Annotated in this window: 20 protein-coding genes; all 20 read left to right on the forward strand. The window is 60.0% G+C overall.

Annotated features, from left to right (window positions below; all coding sequences use genetic code 11):
- The first annotated feature begins 20 nt into the window (after positions 1–20).
- Complete coding sequence (locus tag CKO35_RS14800) at positions 21–422, forward strand: thioredoxin domain-containing protein (RefSeq protein ID WP_200176884.1); 402 nt, start codon at positions 21–23, stop codon at positions 420–422.
- A gap of 62 nt (positions 423–484) precedes the next feature.
- Positions 485–1291, forward strand: a complete 807-nt coding sequence (locus CKO35_RS14805) for a hydrogenase expression/formation protein (RefSeq protein ID WP_200176885.1) — start codon at positions 485–487, stop codon at positions 1289–1291.
- Complete coding sequence (locus tag CKO35_RS14810) at positions 1284–1466, forward strand: rubredoxin (protein ID WP_200176886.1); 183 nt, start codon at positions 1284–1286, stop codon at positions 1464–1466. The genes CKO35_RS14805 and CKO35_RS14810 overlap by 8 nt, the downstream gene beginning before the upstream one ends.
- Entirely contained in the window at positions 1463–1927 is a 465-nt protein-coding gene (hybE, locus tag CKO35_RS14815) for a [NiFe]-hydrogenase assembly chaperone HybE (protein WP_200176887.1), read from the forward strand. Before CKO35_RS14810 ends, hybE begins: the two co-directional genes overlap by 4 nt.
- A 104-nt stretch (positions 1928–2031) precedes the next feature.
- Positions 2032–2970: a hypothetical protein gene (locus tag CKO35_RS14820; protein ID WP_200176888.1), complete on the forward strand. Its 939-nt coding sequence runs from the start codon at positions 2032–2034 to the stop codon at positions 2968–2970.
- 1 nt (position 2971) lies between these two features.
- The gene (gene hypA / locus CKO35_RS14825) at positions 2972–3304 is read left to right on the forward strand and encodes a hydrogenase maturation nickel metallochaperone HypA (protein WP_242467223.1); all 333 of its coding nucleotides are present in this window, start codon (positions 2972–2974) and stop codon (positions 3302–3304) included.
- Between the two features lies 1 nt (position 3305).
- Complete coding sequence (gene hypB, locus CKO35_RS14830; protein WP_200176890.1) at positions 3306–4187, forward strand: hydrogenase nickel incorporation protein HypB; 882 nt, start codon at positions 3306–3308, stop codon at positions 4185–4187.
- A 39-nt stretch (positions 4188–4226) separates the two neighbouring features.
- Positions 4227–5678 carry a sigma-54-dependent transcriptional regulator gene (locus tag CKO35_RS14835; protein WP_200176891.1) on the forward strand — a complete coding sequence of 484 codons (1452 nt, stop codon included), beginning with the start codon at positions 4227–4229 and terminating at the stop codon, positions 5676–5678.
- Positions 5675–8044 carry a carbamoyltransferase HypF gene (gene hypF, locus CKO35_RS14840; protein WP_200176892.1) on the forward strand — a complete coding sequence of 790 codons (2370 nt, stop codon included), beginning with the start codon at positions 5675–5677 and terminating at the stop codon, positions 8042–8044. Before CKO35_RS14835 ends, hypF begins: the two co-directional genes overlap by 4 nt.
- Entirely contained in the window at positions 8037–8249 is a 213-nt protein-coding gene (locus CKO35_RS14845; RefSeq protein ID WP_338031811.1) for a HypC/HybG/HupF family hydrogenase formation chaperone, read from the forward strand. The genes hypF and CKO35_RS14845 overlap by 8 nt, the downstream gene beginning before the upstream one ends.
- The gene (gene hypD / locus CKO35_RS14850; RefSeq protein ID WP_200176894.1) at positions 8246–9376 is read left to right on the forward strand and encodes a hydrogenase formation protein HypD; all 1131 of its coding nucleotides are present in this window, start codon (positions 8246–8248) and stop codon (positions 9374–9376) included. Before CKO35_RS14845 ends, hypD begins: the two co-directional genes overlap by 4 nt.
- A 6-nt stretch (positions 9377–9382) precedes the next feature.
- The gene (gene hypE, locus CKO35_RS14855; protein WP_200176895.1) at positions 9383–10408 is read left to right on the forward strand and encodes a hydrogenase expression/formation protein HypE; all 1026 of its coding nucleotides are present in this window, start codon (positions 9383–9385) and stop codon (positions 10406–10408) included.
- Between the two features lie 188 nt (positions 10409–10596).
- On the forward strand, positions 10597–11286 hold the full coding sequence (gene rpe, locus CKO35_RS14860; RefSeq protein WP_200176896.1) for a ribulose-phosphate 3-epimerase: 690 nt from the start codon (positions 10597–10599) through the stop codon (positions 11284–11286).
- Between the two features lie 5 nt (positions 11287–11291).
- Complete coding sequence (locus CKO35_RS14865) at positions 11292–11972, forward strand: phosphoglycolate phosphatase (RefSeq protein ID WP_200176897.1); 681 nt, start codon at positions 11292–11294, stop codon at positions 11970–11972.
- Positions 11973–12067: 95 nt separating this feature from the next.
- Positions 12068–13570 (forward strand): anthranilate synthase component I, encoded by a 1503-nt coding sequence (gene trpE, locus CKO35_RS14870; protein ID WP_200176898.1) that lies wholly within the window; start codon positions 12068–12070, stop codon positions 13568–13570.
- A 670-nt stretch (positions 13571–14240) separates the two neighbouring features.
- Positions 14241–14792, forward strand: coding sequence for a sigma-70 family RNA polymerase sigma factor (locus CKO35_RS14875; protein WP_200176899.1), 552 nt, complete (start codon positions 14241–14243; stop codon positions 14790–14792).
- Positions 14793–14856: 64 nt separating this feature from the next.
- The gene (locus tag CKO35_RS14880; RefSeq protein ID WP_200176900.1) at positions 14857–15861 is read left to right on the forward strand and encodes a FecR domain-containing protein; all 1005 of its coding nucleotides are present in this window, start codon (positions 14857–14859) and stop codon (positions 15859–15861) included.
- 284 nt (positions 15862–16145) lie between these two features.
- Positions 16146–18323 (forward strand): TonB-dependent siderophore receptor, encoded by a 2178-nt coding sequence (locus tag CKO35_RS14885; RefSeq protein WP_200176901.1) that lies wholly within the window; start codon positions 16146–16148, stop codon positions 18321–18323.
- 20 nt (positions 18324–18343) lie between these two features.
- Complete coding sequence (locus tag CKO35_RS14890) at positions 18344–18553, forward strand: transposase (RefSeq protein ID WP_200176902.1); 210 nt, start codon at positions 18344–18346, stop codon at positions 18551–18553.
- Between the two features lie 44 nt (positions 18554–18597).
- Positions 18598–18786, forward strand: a 189-nt coding sequence (locus tag CKO35_RS14895; protein ID WP_200173378.1) for a transposase, incomplete at its 3' end; no start/stop codon positions are given.

Here is an 18786-nt window from a genome sequence, read left to right on the forward strand (position 1 = left end):
CAGTTTCAGGAGTTTGGTCGATGTCTCATCCTCTGCTGGACCGCCTGACCGGGGAGCTGGGTTATGCCCTGGTCAATGAGCATAACGTGGATTCTTTTGTCCTCGAACGGCCTTTGTGTCTGCTGTTTTTTGCCGGTTCGCCGGAGCGTTTTCCCGAATCTTTGGATGTTGCAGTCATCCTGCCGGAAATTATCAGGGCCTTTCCGCAATTCAAACCTGCCCTGGTCGAGGAGGCTTCAGCGGTCAGTTTGCAACAACGCTTTGGTTTTTCCCTCTGGCCCACCTTGGTGTTTCTGCATCAGGGCCGGTGTCTGGGCCAGCTTTCCCGGGTACAGGACTGGGATAGCTATCTGGGCAGGATTCAAGGCTGGCTGGACGCCCTTCCGGCGCGGGAGGCCTCGCGATGCCCGTCGTCAACCTGAATTAACCCAGCGAGATTGTCGCCATGACGCAACGGATACCCTCCCTTCAAGGGGGCACGGACATGGGGGAACCCGAACAGCCCCTGGATTACCTGCCTCTGCCCAGGGAAATGAATACCTTTGAGTTGCCGGTCTTTCCTGATATTGACAATCTGGATGATTACCAGCAAGCCTTGGTCTTTTTGCACCAGTTGGAGCAGCTCCTGGACGCTTCTGCGTTACAAGAAGCAGGCATGCTGTCACTGGACACCCTGTCGCCCGAAGAAATGACACTGATTCAGGAGTTGCTGGGTGAGGGGGAGGTGGCCATCCGGTTTCAGGATCCGGCACTGCCTGAAATTCAGGAAACCCGTCTGGCCGGGGTCTGGTGGGTCAGGCAAAGGCGGGAAGATCAGTGGCAGCAATGGCTGGAAGTGGCCAGGATTCCGAAAGCCGTCATCCGCTACACGTTTGCCAAGGCCCGCCGGCCCCCGATCGATCTGCAGGGTGAGGCCGCCTGGTGTAATGCCGCTCCCGTCATGACCGAGTTACTGGAAGCCTCATTGCGACTGGACAGGGGGGACGCTTCAGACGCCGATAAGGTGGTCAATTTGAGCCTGCTGCCCTTTACTGTCGAGGACCACCAGTTACTGGCTGAGTATCTGGGAACCGGTGAGACTCTCGTCTTGTCCCGTGGCTACGGCAACTGCCGGATTACCAGCACCGCCACGCCCTGGATATGGCGGGTGCAGTATTTCAACAATACTGAACAGTTGATTCTGGATACCCTCGAAGTGACCCGGGTGCCGGAAGTGGCCTGTGCCGCCAGGGAGGACCTGGAAGACTCGGCTGAGCGGCTGCGGGAAATCAAGGAGTTGTTGTATGTCTGATATGACGGCTTATGAATGCCGCATCTGCCAATTTTGCTATGACCCCCGCGAAGGCGACATTCAGGGACAAATACCCGCGGGAACCCCCTATATGGCGTTGCCTGAAGACTGGTTTTGTCCGGTGTGCGGGGCCGGTCGGGAGGTGTTCATGCCTGCTCCGGATGCGGCGTCATGACGGCCGAAGAGGTGACGGCCTGCTTTTTGGAAGCAGACCGACAGATGTCCGGGTTGCCTTTTTACAACCCCCGTCTGGAAGTGGAGGTCCATGGCTGGCAGTACATGGAGGGCATTGGAGAACTGGGCATTTTAATGACACCCTGGTGTCTGAAACTCCTGGTGTTTCCGCAATCAAAGCAACGCTTGCCCGCCTTTGGTGAAAACTTCAACCTGAGTCTTCCCAGTGGTGATTATCAGCTTCAGGCCGCCAGGCACGAGCGTCTGGGGGGCTATGCATCGGCGTCCCTGAGTTCCGATATGCGGGGTTATTCCGATCAGGCACAGGTTCGGGAAATGGCCGAAGCGGTCATGCAACTGCTGCTGGAGGCGCCGCCTACGCCGCCTGACAATCCGGAGCGCCGGCGCCTTTTCGGGCACTTTCTGGGCACCGTGCCCGGTACGTTCGGGTCCGCATCCTGATGCCTGATGTTGCGGCTTTGGCGGGACAGTTGCACCTGAGACTTACCTGGTCTGAAGGCAGGGTCAGGAAGGTGGAGGTTGATCTGCGGAGACCTCTCGCAGGCTTGGGTCAATTGTGGCTGGGCCGTCAACCCGCGGAAGTGGTCAGCCTTTTGCCGCTGGTTTTTTCGGCGTGTTCCCTGGCCCAGCAACTGGCCGGTGTTGAGGCGCTGGAGGCTGCCAGCGGCTGGCGGGCCGATCCAAGGTTAAGCCACTGGCGTCGACAGGCGGTCAGGCTGGAAGCCCTGAGGGAAGGATTGATGGTGTTGCGGCCCTTCTGGCAGCCCGCTTTGTCTGATAAGCCCCTGTATGATTTGTTACAAAGCTGTCAGAAAACCCTGAACGCCCTGCAGCCCCTGATGTTTTTTCAGGCTGAATTTCCCCAGGCGTTGCCTGGACTGCCCGAGGCCCTGACGGACTTTTCCCGGCAGATCTGGCCCCGCTGGGTGGAAACTGCCTTTCCAGTCAGCCAGCAATGGCCGGATGTATCCCTGGCCCTGGCAGCCTGCAATCCTCTGGACGAGGAGGATCTTCCCGGGCTCCTGGATCAGTTGCGCCGGGGAGATACCCGTCCGGCCCTGGCGGGACATCCCCGAACAACAGGTCCAGCGGGTGCGTCCCTGGCCGGTGAGTCCCGGCAGTTGCTAAGGGAGCGCCATCAGGGATTGCTGGATCAGGTCAGCCGTTTTCTGGAAGAGCTGACTCAGCATCCGCCCCGGATTGAGGAGGAGGTGATCCTGCCCTGGGCTGCCGAGGGTGAGGGTTGGTCGCGTGTGATCACTGTCAGGGGCTGGCTGATTCATCGGGTTGTTTTGCGGCAGGGGCGAGTGGCGAGCTATCAGCTATTGGCCCCAACCGACTGGAATCTGCACCCGCAAGGCTTGCTTTATCAGCAACTCAATAATTTGCTCATTGACCGGGAGATTTTGCTGCCTTTGGCCAACGCCCTGGTGGCCAGCAGTTTTCCCTGTGTGGAAGCCCGGGTGGATATGGACGATGCATGAGATGTCCATTGCCGAAAGCTTGATTCAATTGCTGGAAGAGCAGGCCCTGGCCCAGCAGTTCAGTCGCGTTAGAAAGCTGTGGCTGGAAATCGGTCCCTTGGCCAGTGTGGATGTTCCGTCTTTGCAGTTTTGTTTTGAAGCCGTAAGTCGCCATACCCTGGCCGAGGCCGCGGTTCTGGAGATCATTGAAGTGCCTGGCCTGGCCTGGTGTCTGGGCTGTGAAGCCCGGGTGGATATTCATCAGCGCTTTGATGCCTGTCCCAAGTGTGGTAGCTATCGATTGCAGGTCATCCAGGGGGATGAGCTGCGTGTCAAGGAACTGGAGGTGGATTGACATGTGTAGCGTGTGTGGTTGTGCCGAAGGGGAAACCCGCATCGAAGGGATGGATCAACATCATCACCACCATCATCATCACGAAGAGGCCGTTGCCCCGGGAGCGGGTGGCCCGCCCCTCCTGCACTTTGGCCAGGGTGTGGCTCGCGCTCATGTTCCGGGGCTCAGTCAGCAGAGAATGGTACAGATTGAACAGGATATTCTGGCTAAAAATGACCGCTATGCCCGGCAAAACCGGGAAGAGTTTGCGCGTCGCTCCCTGTTTGCCCTGAATCTTGTTTCAAGCCCGGGCTCCGGCAAGACCTCCCTGCTGACCCGCACTCTCAAGACGCTCAATCAACGCTTTCCGGTTGCGGTCATTGAAGGGGATCAGCAAACATCCAATGATGCCGACCGCATTCGTCAAACCGGTGTTCAGGCCGTACAGATCAACACCGGCAAGGGATGTCATCTGGATGCCCACATGGTTGGCCATGCCCTGGAGCAACTGGAAGCCTTGCATGGCGGTGTTCTCTTTATCGAGAATGTCGGCAATCTGGTTTGCCCGGCAGCATTTGATCTGGGCGAGGCCCACAAGGTGGCCATTCTGTCGGTGACCGAGGGTGAGGACAAACCCATCAAATACCCGGATATGTTTCATGCCGCCGATCTTCTGTTGCTCAACAAGGTGGATCTGCTGCCTTACCTGAATTTTGATGTCGAGGCCTGTATTGATTATGCCCGTCGTGTGAAGCAGGATATTCAGGTGATCCAGATATCAGCGCAAACCGGTGAAGGCATGCAGGAATGGCTGGACTGGTTGCTGGCGGGTCGCAGTCGACTCATCAATCAGCGCCTGCGGGAATTGGACCGGGAAGCCCAGGCACTGAAAGCGTTACTTTGACAGCCATGCCTTGTTTTAAAAATGGAAAAAGGCGGATGTATGTCACAAAAGACGCGCCCCAGAGTGTTGTGTGTGGATGATGAGGTGCGATCTCTGGAGACCCTGGAACGCACCTTGGATGATGAGTTTGATGTGGTCCTGGCCACCAGTGTTGAGGAAGCCAGACAAAAGCTTAACGACCAGCCCGTGGCCGCCATACTTTGTGATCAGCGCATGCCGGGCCAGAGCGGTGTCGAGTTCCTGGCTCAGGTCAGGGAACTCTGGCCTGAAACCGCACGCTTTATTCTTTCCGGTTATACCGAATCGGAGGGTATCATCCGGGGGCTGAGCGAAGCCGGTATCTTTCAGTATCTCCCCAAGCCCTGGCATCCCGAACAGCTTGTGCTTTCGGTCAAAAATGCCTGTCGTCTGATGGAACTGCAAAGTGAAAACAGCCGGCTTTCCACGGAAGTGAAGCTGACCAGCCCCCAGGTGGAAGCACAGCTGGATGCTAAAAAAAACCTGCTCAAGCGGCGTTTTGCCTTTGACGAAATCATTCGCGGCGAATCCAGTCCCCTGAATGCGCTTTGCGATCAGGTGGCCCGCATTGCGCCGTATGATATTTCTGTCTTGATCACCGGCCCTTCGGGCAGTGGCAAGGAGCTTTTTGCCAGGGCGCTGCACTACAACAGCCTGCGTGCGGATCAGCCGTTTGTGGTCGAAAACTGCGGGGCCCTGCCGGATGAAACCCTGGCCTCGGAACTCTTCGGACACCGCAAGGGCGCCTTTACCGGTGCCATTAGCGACCACGCGGGTTTGTTCGAGCAGGCCGATGGAGGGAGCATTTTCCTGGACGAGATTGGCGATACATCACCCGCCTTCCAGGTCATGTTGCTGCGGGTTCTCCAGGAGCAGGAGGTCCGGCGCATGGGGGCGGAGCGCAAGACACCCGTCAATGTGAGAGTGATTGCCGCCACTAACCGGGATCTGGAAGAAGATGTGCGTCAGGGGCGTTTTCGGGAAGACCTCTATTATCGTCTTGCCGGTGTTTCCCTGGCGTTGCCGGGTCTGCAGCAACGCCCTGGAGACATTCCCTTGTTGGCCGAGCATTTTCTGGAGCGGGCCTCCGCGGCCCTGGGGCGGCGCAGTCAGGGTTTTACTGCCCGAACAATGGAAATCATGCAGGCCTACAGCTGGCCGGGCAATGTGCGCGAACTGGAACATGAGGTGAGGCGGATGCTGGTTCTTTCTGACGGCCAGCGTCTTGATACCGGGCTGTTGACTCCAAAGCTGTTACGTGAACATCCCGATTGTGACAAGCGGCAGTTCAAGGATCTGCTGGACTGCCCCGGTAGTCTGAAAGAAAGAATCGAGTTGCTGGAAGCACAGTTACTGAAAGAAACTCTGATACGCAACCGCTGGAATAAAAGCCGGTCCGCTAAAGAGTTGGGTCTGTCACGGGTCGGTTTGCGCTCCAAGCTTGAGCGTTATGGCCTGCAGTCCGGGGAATGAAAACCCTGCAGATCAGGGTCAGCGGACGGGTTCAGGGAGTGGGCTTTCGTCCCTTTGTATATCGACTGGCCCGGGATCTAAACCTGGCAGGCCAGGTGAGCAATACCCGCGACGGGGTCAGTATCCATTTACAGGGAGACTTGCCCGCACTGGAGGATTTTAAACACCGCCTGCTGGCACAGGCACCCGTTCAGGCCCAGATATCTGCCTGCAGGCAGGACTGGGTGGATGTTTCCGCCTATCACGCCTTTACCATTCAACCCAGCCTCGATAGCCGGGAAAGCCTGAATTTGCAGGTCCCTTTGGATGCCCGTCCCTGCCCGGCGTGTCTGGAGGAGATGTTCAACCCGGTGGGGCGTCGCTGGCGTTATCCGTTCATCAGCTGCACCCAATGTGGTCCACGCTACACCTTGATGTTGCAAAGACCCTATGACCGGCGGCATACCAGCATGCATGCCTTTGATCTGTGTCCCGCCTGCCTGGCCGAATACCAGGACCCGGGTGATCGGCGTTTCCATGCCCAGCCCAATGCCTGCGCCCGGTGCGGCCCCCGACTCTGGTGTACGGCGGCAGACGGCGTCCCCCTTTCGGGGGACCCTCTGGAAAGGGCTGTTGCCGGCCTGCGGGCGGGGAAGATCCTGGCGATTCGGGGCATGGGGGGCTTTCACCTGATGTGTGCTGCCGATAATCCGGCAGCCATCGGGCAACTGCGTCACAGAAAACGCAGGCCACACAAGCCCCTGGCGATCATGGCCCTGAACGGGGCCTCCCTGGAGCCCTGGGTGCAACTGGGCCATGACGACCGGGCACTTCTGGAGTCTCCGGCTGCCCCCCTGCTGCTCGTGCCCTATAAGGCGCGGGCTGCCAGACAACTGGCGGTGGAAGCTCTGGCGCCTGGTTTAAAGGCGCTGGGGGTGCTTTTGCCTTCTACCCCGTTGCACTGGCTGCTGTTCCATACCCTGTTGGGCCAGCCTGAAGGCAGCCGCTGGTTGCAGCAGCCCGTACCCACCGCCTGGGTGGCAACCAGCGCCAACCTGAGTGGCCAGCCCTTGATAACAGATAACCACCAGGCACTGGAGCAGCTGGCCGATATTGCTGATCTTTGGTTGTTGCACGATCGGGAAATCATCACCGGCTGTGATGACAGCGTTTTTCAAGCCACTCGCTCACCCCGGGCCCTGGTGAGGCCGGGGAGGGGGGTGGCACCCCTGCACCTGACCCTGCCCGAAGCTTCCCCGTTGCGTGTACTGGCCTTGGGGGCATACCTGAAAACCAGTGTCTGTCTGCTGGGTGAAGATCAGGCGTGTCTTTCCCAATACGTTGGTGATCTGGATCAGGCCGCGACCTGTCGACGTCTGCGGGCAACGGCTGAACACCTTTGTCGACTGCTGGACTTCCGGCCGGAGCTGATCTGCAGTGACCTGCACCCGGATGCGTATTCTTCGCGCCTGGCCGAGGAACTGGCAAGGCAATGGCAGCTTCCCTGGCTGCAGGTCCAGCATCATCATGCCCACGTGGCCGCCGTGATGGCTGAGTTTGGGCTGCAGGAAAGGGTGCTGGGGCTGGTCCTGGACGGGCAGGGCCTGGGGGAGGACGGTCGGGCCCGCGGTGGTGAGCTTCTGGAAGTCACGCCCCTGGGATTCACCCGCCTGGGGGCACTGGATCCCTTGCCATTACCCGGTGGCGATCAGGCCGCCCGAGAACCCTGGCGTCTGGCGGCGGCGGTTCTGCGACAACTGGGGTTGAAGGCCTCCGCCGCCTTTGATCCTGGTGACCAGCCGGGCTACGCCCTGTTGCAGAAACTCCTGGAAAGGCCGCATTTGTGCAGCCCAACCACGAGCGCCGGGCGTCTGTTTGATGCGGCAGCCGGTCTTCTGGGCATTTGCACCCACCAAAGCCATGAAGCCCAGGCCGCCATGCAACTGGAGGCACTGGTGACCGGCCTGCCAGGGTTATCCGAAAAACTCTGGACCCTGAATGGCGGGCAACTGAGTTTCTGGCCCCTGCTGTCAGCAGTGTCCACCTTGACCGATCCGAGGCAGGGGGCAGAAGTCTTTCATGCCGGCTTGATTGGGGGGCTGGAAGCATGGCTCGAAAAAGCCGGCAAGGAAACAGGTATCAGGAAGGTGGTGCTTTCCGGAGGCTGTTTTCTGAATGGCGTGTTGCGCCAGGAATTGGTCGCCCGCATGCGAGCCAGGGGATGGGCGGTGTATTTCCCGCAGCGGGTTTCAGTCAATGATACAGGCCTGGCCCTGGGTCAGGCCTGGGTCGCATCCATGGCAAGGAAGGCGGATGACTCACGGTTTTTAGAGAGGTTGTCTTATGTGCCTGGCCGTACCGGTCCAAATAGAGGCTTTAGTGGATGAACAGACTGCCACGGCAAATCTGGGTGGGGTCAGGAAGAACATCAACATTGCCCTGGTTGATGACCTTCAGGTAGGCGACTACGTGATCCTGCATGTTGGCGTGGCCTTGAAGAAGCTGGACCAGGAGGAGGCCGAAAAAACCCTGGCCCTGTTTGGTGAGCTGGAGTCTTTGGAAAAACTCCAGGCTCGCGAGAACATGTCATGAAATATATCGATGAATTTCGTGATGGAGAAAAGGCCGGACACATGGCCCGGCTGATTCATCGGCAGGTCAGGGAAGGGCGGAGTTACCGCCTGATGGAGTTTTGTGGTGGTCATACCCATGCCATTTTTCGTTATGGTCTGGTGGATCTCTTGCCCCGGGAAATCGAACTCATTCATGGGCCAGGCTGCCCGGTTTGTGTGTTGCCCGTGGCTCGCCTGGACATGGCGATCGAACTGGCCAGAAGGCCCGAGGTCATTCTCTGTACCTATGGCGACATGTTGCGTGTGCCCGCTTCGGACGGGACTTCCTTGCTGAAGGTCAGGGCTGAAGGGGGCGATGTGCGCATGCTCTATTCTCCTCTGGATGTTCTGGACGTTGCCCGCGACAACCTTGAGCGCCAGGTGGTGTTTTTTGCCATCGGCTTCGAGACCACCACGCCACCGACAGCCTTGCTCCTGCGCCAGGCAGATCAGCTGGGGCTGACCAACCTCTCCGTTTTTTGCAACCATGTGCTGACGCCGGCGGCCATGCATGCCATTTTGAGTGAAGACGGCCCCCTGCATCTGGATGGTTTCATCGGTCCGGCACATGTCAGTACGGTCATCGGAAGTCAGGCTTATGAGGCCTTCCCCGCGCAGTATGGAAAGCCGGTGGTGATAGCCGGTTTTGAGCCGCTTGATGTGCTTCAGGCCATCCTCTTGCTGGTCGGGCAACTCAATGCCGGCCGGGCGGAAGTGGAAAACCAGTTTACCCGTGCGGTCACCCCTCAAGGCAACCTGAAAGCCAGACACCTGATGGACGAGGTTTTCACCCCGAGAGACAGCTTTGAATGGCGGGGTCTGGGCAGCCTGCCCGCAAGCGCCCTCTGTCTGCGACCCGGGTTGGCTCACCTGGATGCTGAACAGCGTTTTACCTTCAGTTCCGGGCAGTCCAGGGAAAACAAGGCCTGTGAGTGTCCTGCGATTCTGCGGGGCAGGAAAAAACCCAGCGAATGCAGACTGTTTGGTAACCCCTGCACCCCGGAAACCCCCCAGGGCTCCTGCATGGTGTCTGCCGAGGGCGCCTGTGCCGCCTACTACGGCCATGGACGTTATCGTACACGGGGACCACTGTTGGCAAAGGGTTAACCAGGCATGGCAAGACTGAATATCAAAAAAGGGCATGTCGAGATGATGCACGGCAGCGGCGGCAAAGCCAGCCAGGACCTGCTGCAGCAGATTTTCCTGCCACTGTTCGATAACCCCTGGCTCGATCAGGGAAATGACCAGGCGGTATTTGACCTGCCTCCCGGCAGGGTGGTGATGGCAACGGATGGGTATGTTGTTTCCCCCCTGTTTTTTCCTGGCGGGGACATCGGCAGTCTGGCAGTGCATGGCACCGTGAATGATCTGGCCATGGCCGGTGCCCGTCCCTGCTATCTGTCAGCCGGCTTCATTCTGGAAGAGGGCTTTCCTCTGGCCGATCTCCACAGGCTGGTGGCCTCCATGGCCGCAGCGGCCAAAAAGGCGGGCACCCCCATCATCACCGGAGATACCAAGGTTGTGGAGAAGGGCAAGGGGGATGGTGTTTTCATCACCACCAGCGGTGTCGGCGTGGTGCCCGGGGGACGGAAATTGTCCGGCGACCAGGCCCGGCCAGGGGATGCCATTCTGGTTTCCGGTAGCATCGGTGACCATGGGATTACCCTGCTTTCCCTGCGTGAGAGCCTGGGTTTTGAAACTGAAATCTGCTCCGACTCGCAGGCGTTGCACCGCCTGGTGGAGGTCATGCTGGAGGCCTCGCCGGGCCTGCGGTTATTACGAGATCCAACCCGCGGGGGGCTGGCCACCTGTCTGAATGAGCTGGCACGGCAATCCGACGTGGGGATGCAGATTGATGAAAACCAGTTGCCCATCCGGGAAACCGTCAGGGCCGCCTGCGAGATCCTGGGGCTGGATCCTCTCTACAGTGCCAATGAGGGCAAGCTGGTGGCCATCTGCCCGGCGGAAGAGGCCCCGGCCTTGTTGCAGGCCATGCGCAGGCATCCACAGGGGGAAGACGCGGCCATTATTGGTCAGGTAACCCGGGACCCGCAAAATCTGGTGCAGATGCGAACCGGTTTTGGCGGACAAAGGGTCATTGACTGGTTGCAGGGGGATCAGTTGCCCAGGATTTGCTAGGGGCCCTACATGAAGAACTTTGAGTGTGTCCCTATGTGATCCCGCGGGCTTCATCACCCAATGCTTAATTTTCCCGACGCCTTGGGTTACATTGCCTCCACCACCCAAGGAAGCAAACCGAATAACGTTATCCCTGCCCCGGTTCCCGCCGGGTGCCGGGATCGCTGACAATAACGAGGCTAAGACCCATGGCAAAACCTGATCTGATCGCGCCCTCCATCCTCTCCGCCGACTTCGCCCGGCTGGGCGAGGAAGTCACTCAGGTGCTGGCCGCCGGCGCGGACATCGTCCATTTCGATGTCATGGACAATCACTACGTCCCCAACCTGACCATCGGCCCCCTGGTGTGCGAGGCCCTGCGCAAGCACGGCGTCACCGCCCCCATCGACGTGCATCTGATGGTCAAGCCGGTGGACCGCATCATTCCCGATTTTGCCAGGGCCGGGGCCGACTACATCACCTTTCACCCGGAGGCTTCCGATCACATCGACCGCACCCTGCAACTGATCCGCAGCGAGGGTTGCAAGGCCGGTCTGGTGTTCAATCCCGCCACCCCGTTGTCCTACCTGGATTATGTGATGGACAAGGTGGACATGATCCTGCTCATGTCCGTGAACCCGGGTTTCGGCGGTCAGAGTTTCATCCCCGCCACCCTGGACAAGCTCAGGGAGGCCCGCCGCCGCATCAACGAGTCCGGACTGGACATCCGTCTGGAGATCGACGGTGGCGTGAAGGTGGACAATATCGCCGAGATCAAGGCCGCCGGTGCCGATACATTTGTCGCCGGTTCCGCCATTTTCGGTGCCGCCCGGGCGGAGGATCCCAACCGCTATGACAGCATCGTCACCGCCATGCGGGCTGAACTGGCCAAGGTGTGAAGCCGATGACGATTCCGCAGCCCAAGATGGTGCTCATCGACCTGGACGGTACCCTGGTGGACAGTGTGCCGGACCTGAGTTTCAGTGTGGACCGCATGATGGAGGCCTTGGGTATGCCCACCCGGGGCGAGGCCAATGTGCGGCTCTGGGTGGGTAACGGGGTGGAGCGCCTGGTCAAGCGCGCCCTCACCGGCGATATGGAGGCCGAGCCCGAGCCGGACCTGTATGAACGGGCGCTGGCCCTGTTCATGGACATCTACCGGGACAACAATACCGGCCGCAGCCGGCTCTATCCGGGGGTGCGCGAAGGTCTGGAAGTCCTGGCGGAAGCCGGCATGCGTCTGGGTTGTGTGACCAACAAGCCGGCCCGGTTCACGGCGCCCCTGCTGCGGGCCATGGAAATCGACCACTTCTTTGAGCTGGTGGTGGCCGGTGATACCCTGCCGCAAAAGAAGCCCGATCCGGCCCCCCTGCTGTACGCCGCCCATCAGTTCGACGTCCATCCCAAGGACGCCCTCATGGTGGGGGACTCCCGCAGCGACGTGAAAGCCGCCCGTGCCGCCGGATTTGGCATTGTGTGCGTCACTTATGGTTATAATCACGGCCAGGATATCCGGGAGCAAAAGCCGGATTCGGTCATCGACAGCCTCGAACAACTGCCGGGGCTCATGGAGCAGATAGCCTGATGTTTGGGATTCTCTTTCTAGTCCGGTCGACGCGATGGCGTGGGTGACAGCAACCTGTCCACCCACCGTGCCAATCTGTCCACCGGAAATGTCCCATGAGTCCCGAACAATTCGATGATCTGATCCGCCAGGGCTACAACCGCATCCCCCTGGTCCGTGAAGTGCTGGCCGATCTCGACACCCCCCTGAGCACCTACCTGAAGCTGGGTTCCGGTCCCTATTCCTACCTGCTGGAGTCCGTGCAGGGGGGCGAGAAATGGGGCCGCTATTCCTTTGTCGGCCTGCCCGCCCGGACCGTGGTCCGGGTTCGTGGGCACCAGGTCTGCGTGGAGGAGTCCGGCCGGGTGGTGGAAGAGGCCCGGGTGGATGACCCGCTGGCCTGGATCGAGACCTTCCAGACCCGTTTCCGGGTACCGGACCTGCCGGATCAGCCCCGCTTCACCGGGGGGCTGGTGGGCTACTTCGGCTATGACACCATCCGCTACATCGAGCCCCGCCTGGGTGGCGGTGAAAAGCCCGATCCCCTGGGCGTGCCCGATATCCTGCTCATGGTTTCCGACGAGGTGGTGGTCTACGACAACCTGGCGGGACGGCTCTACTTGGTGGTCCATGCCGGTGCCGGCGAGCGCGAATCCGCCGAACGTCGCCTGGATGAGCTGCAGGATCAACTGCGCCGGATCACCCATCTGCCGCCAGCCCATCCCGCCCCCCGCAAGGTCTGCGAGTCGGATTTCATCTCCGGCTTCACCGAGGAAGGCTTCAAGGCGGCGGTGGATCGCTGCAAGCAGTACATCGTCGACGGCGACGTGATGCAGGTGGTGCTGTCCCAGCGTCTGTCCATTCCCTACGGCGCCCGTCCCCTGGACCTCTATCGGGCCCTGCGCAGTCTCAATCCTTCCCCCTACATGTTCTATCTGGACCTGGATGACCACCATGTGGTGGGGTCCTCACCGGAGATCCTGGTGCGCCTGGAGGACGAGGTGGTCACCGTGCGTCCCATCGCCGGCACCCGGCCCCGGGGCGAGGACGAGGCCAGTGACCGGGCCCTGGAGCAGGACCTGTTGGCCGATCCCAAGGAGATTGCCGAACACCTCATGCTCATCGACCTGGGCCGCAACGACGCTGGCCGGGTCTCCCGCATCGGCAGTGTGCAGCTCACCGAGCGCATGGTGGTGGAACGCTACTCCCACGTCATGCACATCGTTTCCAACGTGGTGGGCCGGCTGCGCCCCGGCATGACCGCCATGGACGTGCTGCGGGCCACCTTCCCGGCGGGTACCGTGAGCGGCGCCCCCAAGATCCGCGCCATGGAGATCATCGACGAACTCGAACCGGTGAAGCGGGGTATCTACTCCGGCGCCGTGGGTTACCTGTCCTGGCAGGGCAACATGGACACCGCCATCGCCATCCGCACCGCCGTCATCAAGGACCAGACCCTGCATATCCAGGCCGGTGCCGGAGTGGTCTACGACTCCGTGCCCGACAATGAATGGGCGGAAACCATGAACAAGGGCCGCGCCGTGTTCCGCGCCGTGGCCATGGCGGAGTCGGGGCTGGAGATCCAGCCCGCCTCGACGCGAGGGAAGGGGCGATCCTGACGCCGCCCGTGCGGCCCTTTCTTTCGGCGCACATATTGCCCTGGGGGCGTAGCCGTGTCTCATTCTTCGTGGGGCGCAACCCCCCAGGTTTCCCCAGGCGTAGAGGGTGATAGGGATTTCCACTGATCAGGAACCGCCCCCCCCGGTGAAGTGGGGCAGCATGTCGGTGCTGCTTCATCGCATCTTCCACCGCCTGATATGGATCGTGGAATGCGCTACCTATGTCCGTGGCGACCACATGCGGCCAGTACCGCTGACTTTGGCCCCGCACGCCGCTCTCATCAAAGTTGTGAACACCACTGCTTGGCCGATTTGCTCCCTCTTCTCCTGAAAGTCTGATTTTGGACTCATGGCTATCCGTGTAATCCCGTTCTGCAACGTGCCCGAGGATGGGGGGCCATACTGATCGCCCTGGATTTCGCGGGTCCGCACCCGTTCGATGAAATGACCCGGCCGTAGATCCATGGCGCAGGCCTTCAGGCGAGGGTCGAAGCTGATATTTGCAATCTGGATATCGTGATTTTCCTGTGTCGCGCACTGACAAAGGCGCTTTAGCGAAGAGGTTGCCAAAACTCTGTTGGGGTTTCATAATCGCCACAGATTTACGGGTAAGAATTATTCTGATTATTATTTTGTTTTCCCTCTGGGAGAGGGGGGCATAGGCGGTATCGTGAGCACATTGGAGTACGAACCAATAACCATCGAACATCTCTATGACGACCACCATGCCTGGTTGCAGGGCTGGTTGCGCCACCGCCTGGGCAATGCTGCCGACGCCGCCGATCTCGCCCACGATGCCTTTCTGCGCCTGTTGACCAAGCCGCGCCGCTTCGACAGTGCGCCCGAGGCCCGCAGTTACCTGTGCACCATGGCCAACGGCTTGTGTGTCGACCTCTGGCGCCGCCGCCGGATCGAGCAGGCTTGGTTGGATGTTCTCGCCGCCCGGCCGGAGGACTTGGTGCCATCGGCCGAACACCAGGCCATTGTGCTCGAAGCCCTGCTTGAGATTGACGCCATGCTACACAGCCTGCCGCCCAAGGTTGCCAATGCCTTTGTGATGGCTGTGGGCTGCGAGATGACCGACAGGGAGGTTGCCGAGGAACTGGGTGTTTCCACCCGCATGGTGCGCAAGTATGTTGCCCGTGCCATGCTGTACTGCATACGTCTGGATGCCCGGCAGGCGGTGGAGGAACTGCCCCATGGTGTTCCCTGTTCCGTCTGACTTTACCACGATGCCTGTGGGTGACCGCGCCTGACAGGGCGCGGTCACCCACAGGCACTTCGCCATGACTAAGGCCAACACCTCGCGCTCGACCCCACTGAGCGAGCCCTCGCACCAGGCAATGGAGCAGGCCGCCGAGTGGTTCGCCTTGCTGCGCTCGGGCGAGGCTAGTGATGCCGATCGTGCCCAGTGGCAGGCTTGGTTGGCTAGTGCTCGCGAAAACGTCGACGCTTGGCACTATGTGGAGCGCATCAGTCGTCGCTTCGAACCACTCCAAGGCAATCCGGCGCGGCGCGCCGCCGTCAGTGCCTTCCAGCGTGCCAACGAGCCATGCCTCAAGCGCCGGGAGACCCTGCTCGGTATTGTTACCTTGTTGGGCGTCGGTGTGCTGGGCTGGGGTTGCTGGAGCCACACGCCGCTGCCTGGCATAGCTATGGCACGTCGGGCCGATCACCGCACTGCCACCGGTGAACAGCGTGAGATCTTCCTCTCGGACGGCACTCGTGTTTGGCTCAATACCGCTACCGCCATCAGCGAGGATTTCAGCATAGGTCAGCGTCGCCTGCGCCTGGTGGCGGGAGAAATCCTGATTCAGACCGCCTCCGATCCATTGCGTCCCTTCCTCGTCGATACTCCACAAGGTAGCCTGTACCCGATCGGTACCCGGTTCACTGTGCGGCTTGACAGGGGAGAAACCTTCGTGGCTGTCTACGAAGGCGCTGTGGAGGTAATCACCGCTGGCGGTGAAGGCGCCACACTGTCGGCAGGTAAACAAACCCACTTTACTGAGAGGGCATTGGCCTTCGTCGAGGTCGCCGACCCCGCTCGCCAAGTCTGGAGTCAGGGCATCCTCCTCGCGGATAACATTCCACTTGCAGACATGGTGCGGGAACTGCGCCGCTATCGCCCTGGCCACCTGGGGCTGTCACCCGAAGTGGCAGATCTGCGTGTTTTCGGCAGCTACCCGATCAACGACCCAGATCGCGCGCTCGCGATGCTCGAATCCGTGATGCCTATCCGCGTGCATCGCAGGATGTCGTGGTGGGTGAGCATTGAGCCTGAGCGCTGACTGCTACCGTGGTGACTTACTTGCCTTTGCGCGTCAAGCCACCACTGATTCTTCGGGTGAATACCCTCAGTTATAGCGTCAACCAATCTGAAATGATCCAGTTTTTTTAGAAAAAATGGTTCCGCTTTTGGGCCTCTCACTCGATACCCCAAGAGAGGTCACAAATTCATTGCTTACTCAGCCATCCCGACCATGTTGGCGGTCCTGTCTCGGCAGTTCGGCGATATGGGGTGGTGTGACCTTGTGTTGCCAAACCAGATCACATTGTCACAGGAAACCAATTGATGATGTCGTGCAAACCCTTTTCCGTTCGCGCCGCCGCCGCTAGTACCCCCGTAGGCATCGGGGTTCGCCCGACATTGCTGATGGTGGCCGTCCACTTGGCCGTGGTCGGTAGTGCGCTGTTACCGACGCCCGTTGTGCATGCGCAGGCCGCCGCACACTCCGTGGTCCAGGCGCAGGTGGTATGGCAAACACGCAGCTATGACATCCCGTCGGGACCACTTGGCCCGGTGTTGATGCGCTTTGCCAGCGAATCGGGCGTCCTGCTGGCCGCCACGCCGCGGCTCGTTGAGGGCAAGTACAGCCCCGGTGTGCGCGGTAGTTTCAATGTGCAGGCTGCGCTGGATGCGCTGCTGGTAGGTACCGGATTGACGGCGGAGCGCAATGCGCAGGGGCAGTACGCCCTGCAAGTGGCGAAGGAGGATGATGTCATCACCTTAACGCCTGTGACAGTGACCGCCAACCAGCTCGGTGGGGTGACAGAAGGCACCGGTACCTACACACCAGGCGCTATTGCCACTGCAACCCGGCTGGTGCTCACGCCACGCGAGACGCCGCAGTCCATCAGTGTAGTCACCCGGCAGGAAATGGACGATTTCGCTCTTACCTCCATCGACAAGGTCATGGAGCACACGCCTGGCGTGAGCATCGTCACCTACGATAGTGAACGCACGGTATATTTCGCACGCGGATTTGCGATCAATAACTTCCAGTATGACGGCATTCCGATGGAGCGCGACTCTGGATACTCCGCAGGTAACACGCTCAGTGATATGGCAATCTATGACCGTGTTGAAGTACTGAAGGGCGCCACCGGCTTGCTCACCGGCAGCGGTGATCCGGGCGCCACCATCAACCTGATCCGCAAAAAGCCTACTCACGAATTCCAGGGCCATGTCAGTGTTGGCACTGGCACCTGGAACAACTACCGTACCGAGGTCGACGTTTCCGGTCCGCTCAACGCCGAGGGCACGGTGCGTGGCCGCGCTGTCGCGGCCTACCAGGACCGCGAATCGCACATGGACGGCTACCGCCGCAAGACGCCTGTTTTCTACGGCATTCTCGAAACCGACCTTAGCCCCGGGACGTTGCTCACCATCGGCGCCGACTATCAGGACAACAAACCGACACGCTCGACCTGGGGCGGCATCCCGATTTACGACACCGAGGGCAACTTCAACAAGCGCTCGCGCTCGTTCAATAACGGAGCGAAATGGAGCGGCTGGGAGCAATACACGCGCACGGCCTTCGCCACGCTCGAGCACTATTTCGACAACGACTGGGTGGCCAAGCTGCAACTCAACCATCAGGTCAACGGCTACGACGCCCCGCTGGGCGCAGTCGGCGGTGGTAATCCAGACCCGACCGACGGATCCGGCACTTCAATGTGGGTTGGCCGCTATGTGGGTAAGACGCGCGCCAACGCAGCTGACTTCTACGCCAGCGGGCCGTTCGATCTGTTCGGCCGCAAACACGAGCTGGTGCTTGGCGGCAGCATCAGCAACCGTCGCTGGACCAACAAAGGTGACGGCCCGAACATCGGCTACCCGACCAGCGTAGGCAACTTCTACGAATGGAACGGCAACGTCCCGCAACCTAACTGGAACGACCCTGCTGCGTGGCACGGCGAGAACGACGAGACCACGCGCGAGAAAGGCGTTTACAGCACCGCGCGCTGGAACCTGCGCGACGACCTGAAGCTTATCACCGGAGTCCGTCTCTCCAGCTATAAGCGCGAAAGCATGAAGGAATCGGGGGTTGCCGTGCCCTACCTAGGTCTGGTGTATGACCTGAATGACACGTACTCGGCGTATGGCAGTTATACCGGTATTTTCAAGCCACAGAACAATCGGGACGAATCAGGCAGCACGCTTGACCCCTTGGAAGGCATCAATATGGAGCTTGGCCTCAAGGGCACTTTCTTCGGTGGTCGCCTGAACGCCAGTGCAGCCATCTTTCAGCTTGAACAAGACAACTTTGCCGAGGCCACAGGCGGCCTGACGCCCGATGGTGGCACTGCTTACCGTGCTATCAGCGGCGTGAAGAGTGAGGGCTACGAGCTGGAATTGTCGGGCCAGCTGAACGCGTACTGGAATGTCCATGCCAGCTACAGCCACGGCGTTTCACGCCACCAGGTGAAGTGGTCCAATTGTAGCGGACACCCCGTTAAGCCCTCGTAGGCTATGCATTGGAGGTGTTCATGAGCAAGAAGGCACGACGTCGATACACGGCGGAATTCAAGGCTGAGGCAGTGGCGTTGGTTGAGCGCCAGGGGTATGGGGTGGCCGAAGCTGCCCGGTCTCTGGGAATCAATCGCAGCCTGTTGGATCGGTGGTTGCGCAAGGAACGTGAGCGGCAATCTCCCCAGCATGACCAACAGGAGGACCAGGCTGAAGTGGTTCAATTGTAGCGGACACCCCGTTAAGCCTCGTAGGCTATGCATCGGAGGTGTTCATGAGCAAGAAGGCACGACGTCGATACACGGCGGAATTCAAGGCTGAGGCAGTGGCGTTGGTTGAGCGCCAGGGGTATGGGGTGGCCGAAGCTGCCCGGTCTCTGGGAATCAATCGCAGCCTGTTGGATCGGTGGTTGCGCAAGGAACGTGAGCGGCAATCTCCCCAGCATGACCAACAGGAGGACCAG

This window comes from Ectothiorhodospira shaposhnikovii (genome assembly GCF_016584105.1).
Lineage (GTDB): Bacteria > Pseudomonadota > Gammaproteobacteria > Ectothiorhodospirales > Ectothiorhodospiraceae > Ectothiorhodospira > Ectothiorhodospira shaposhnikovii.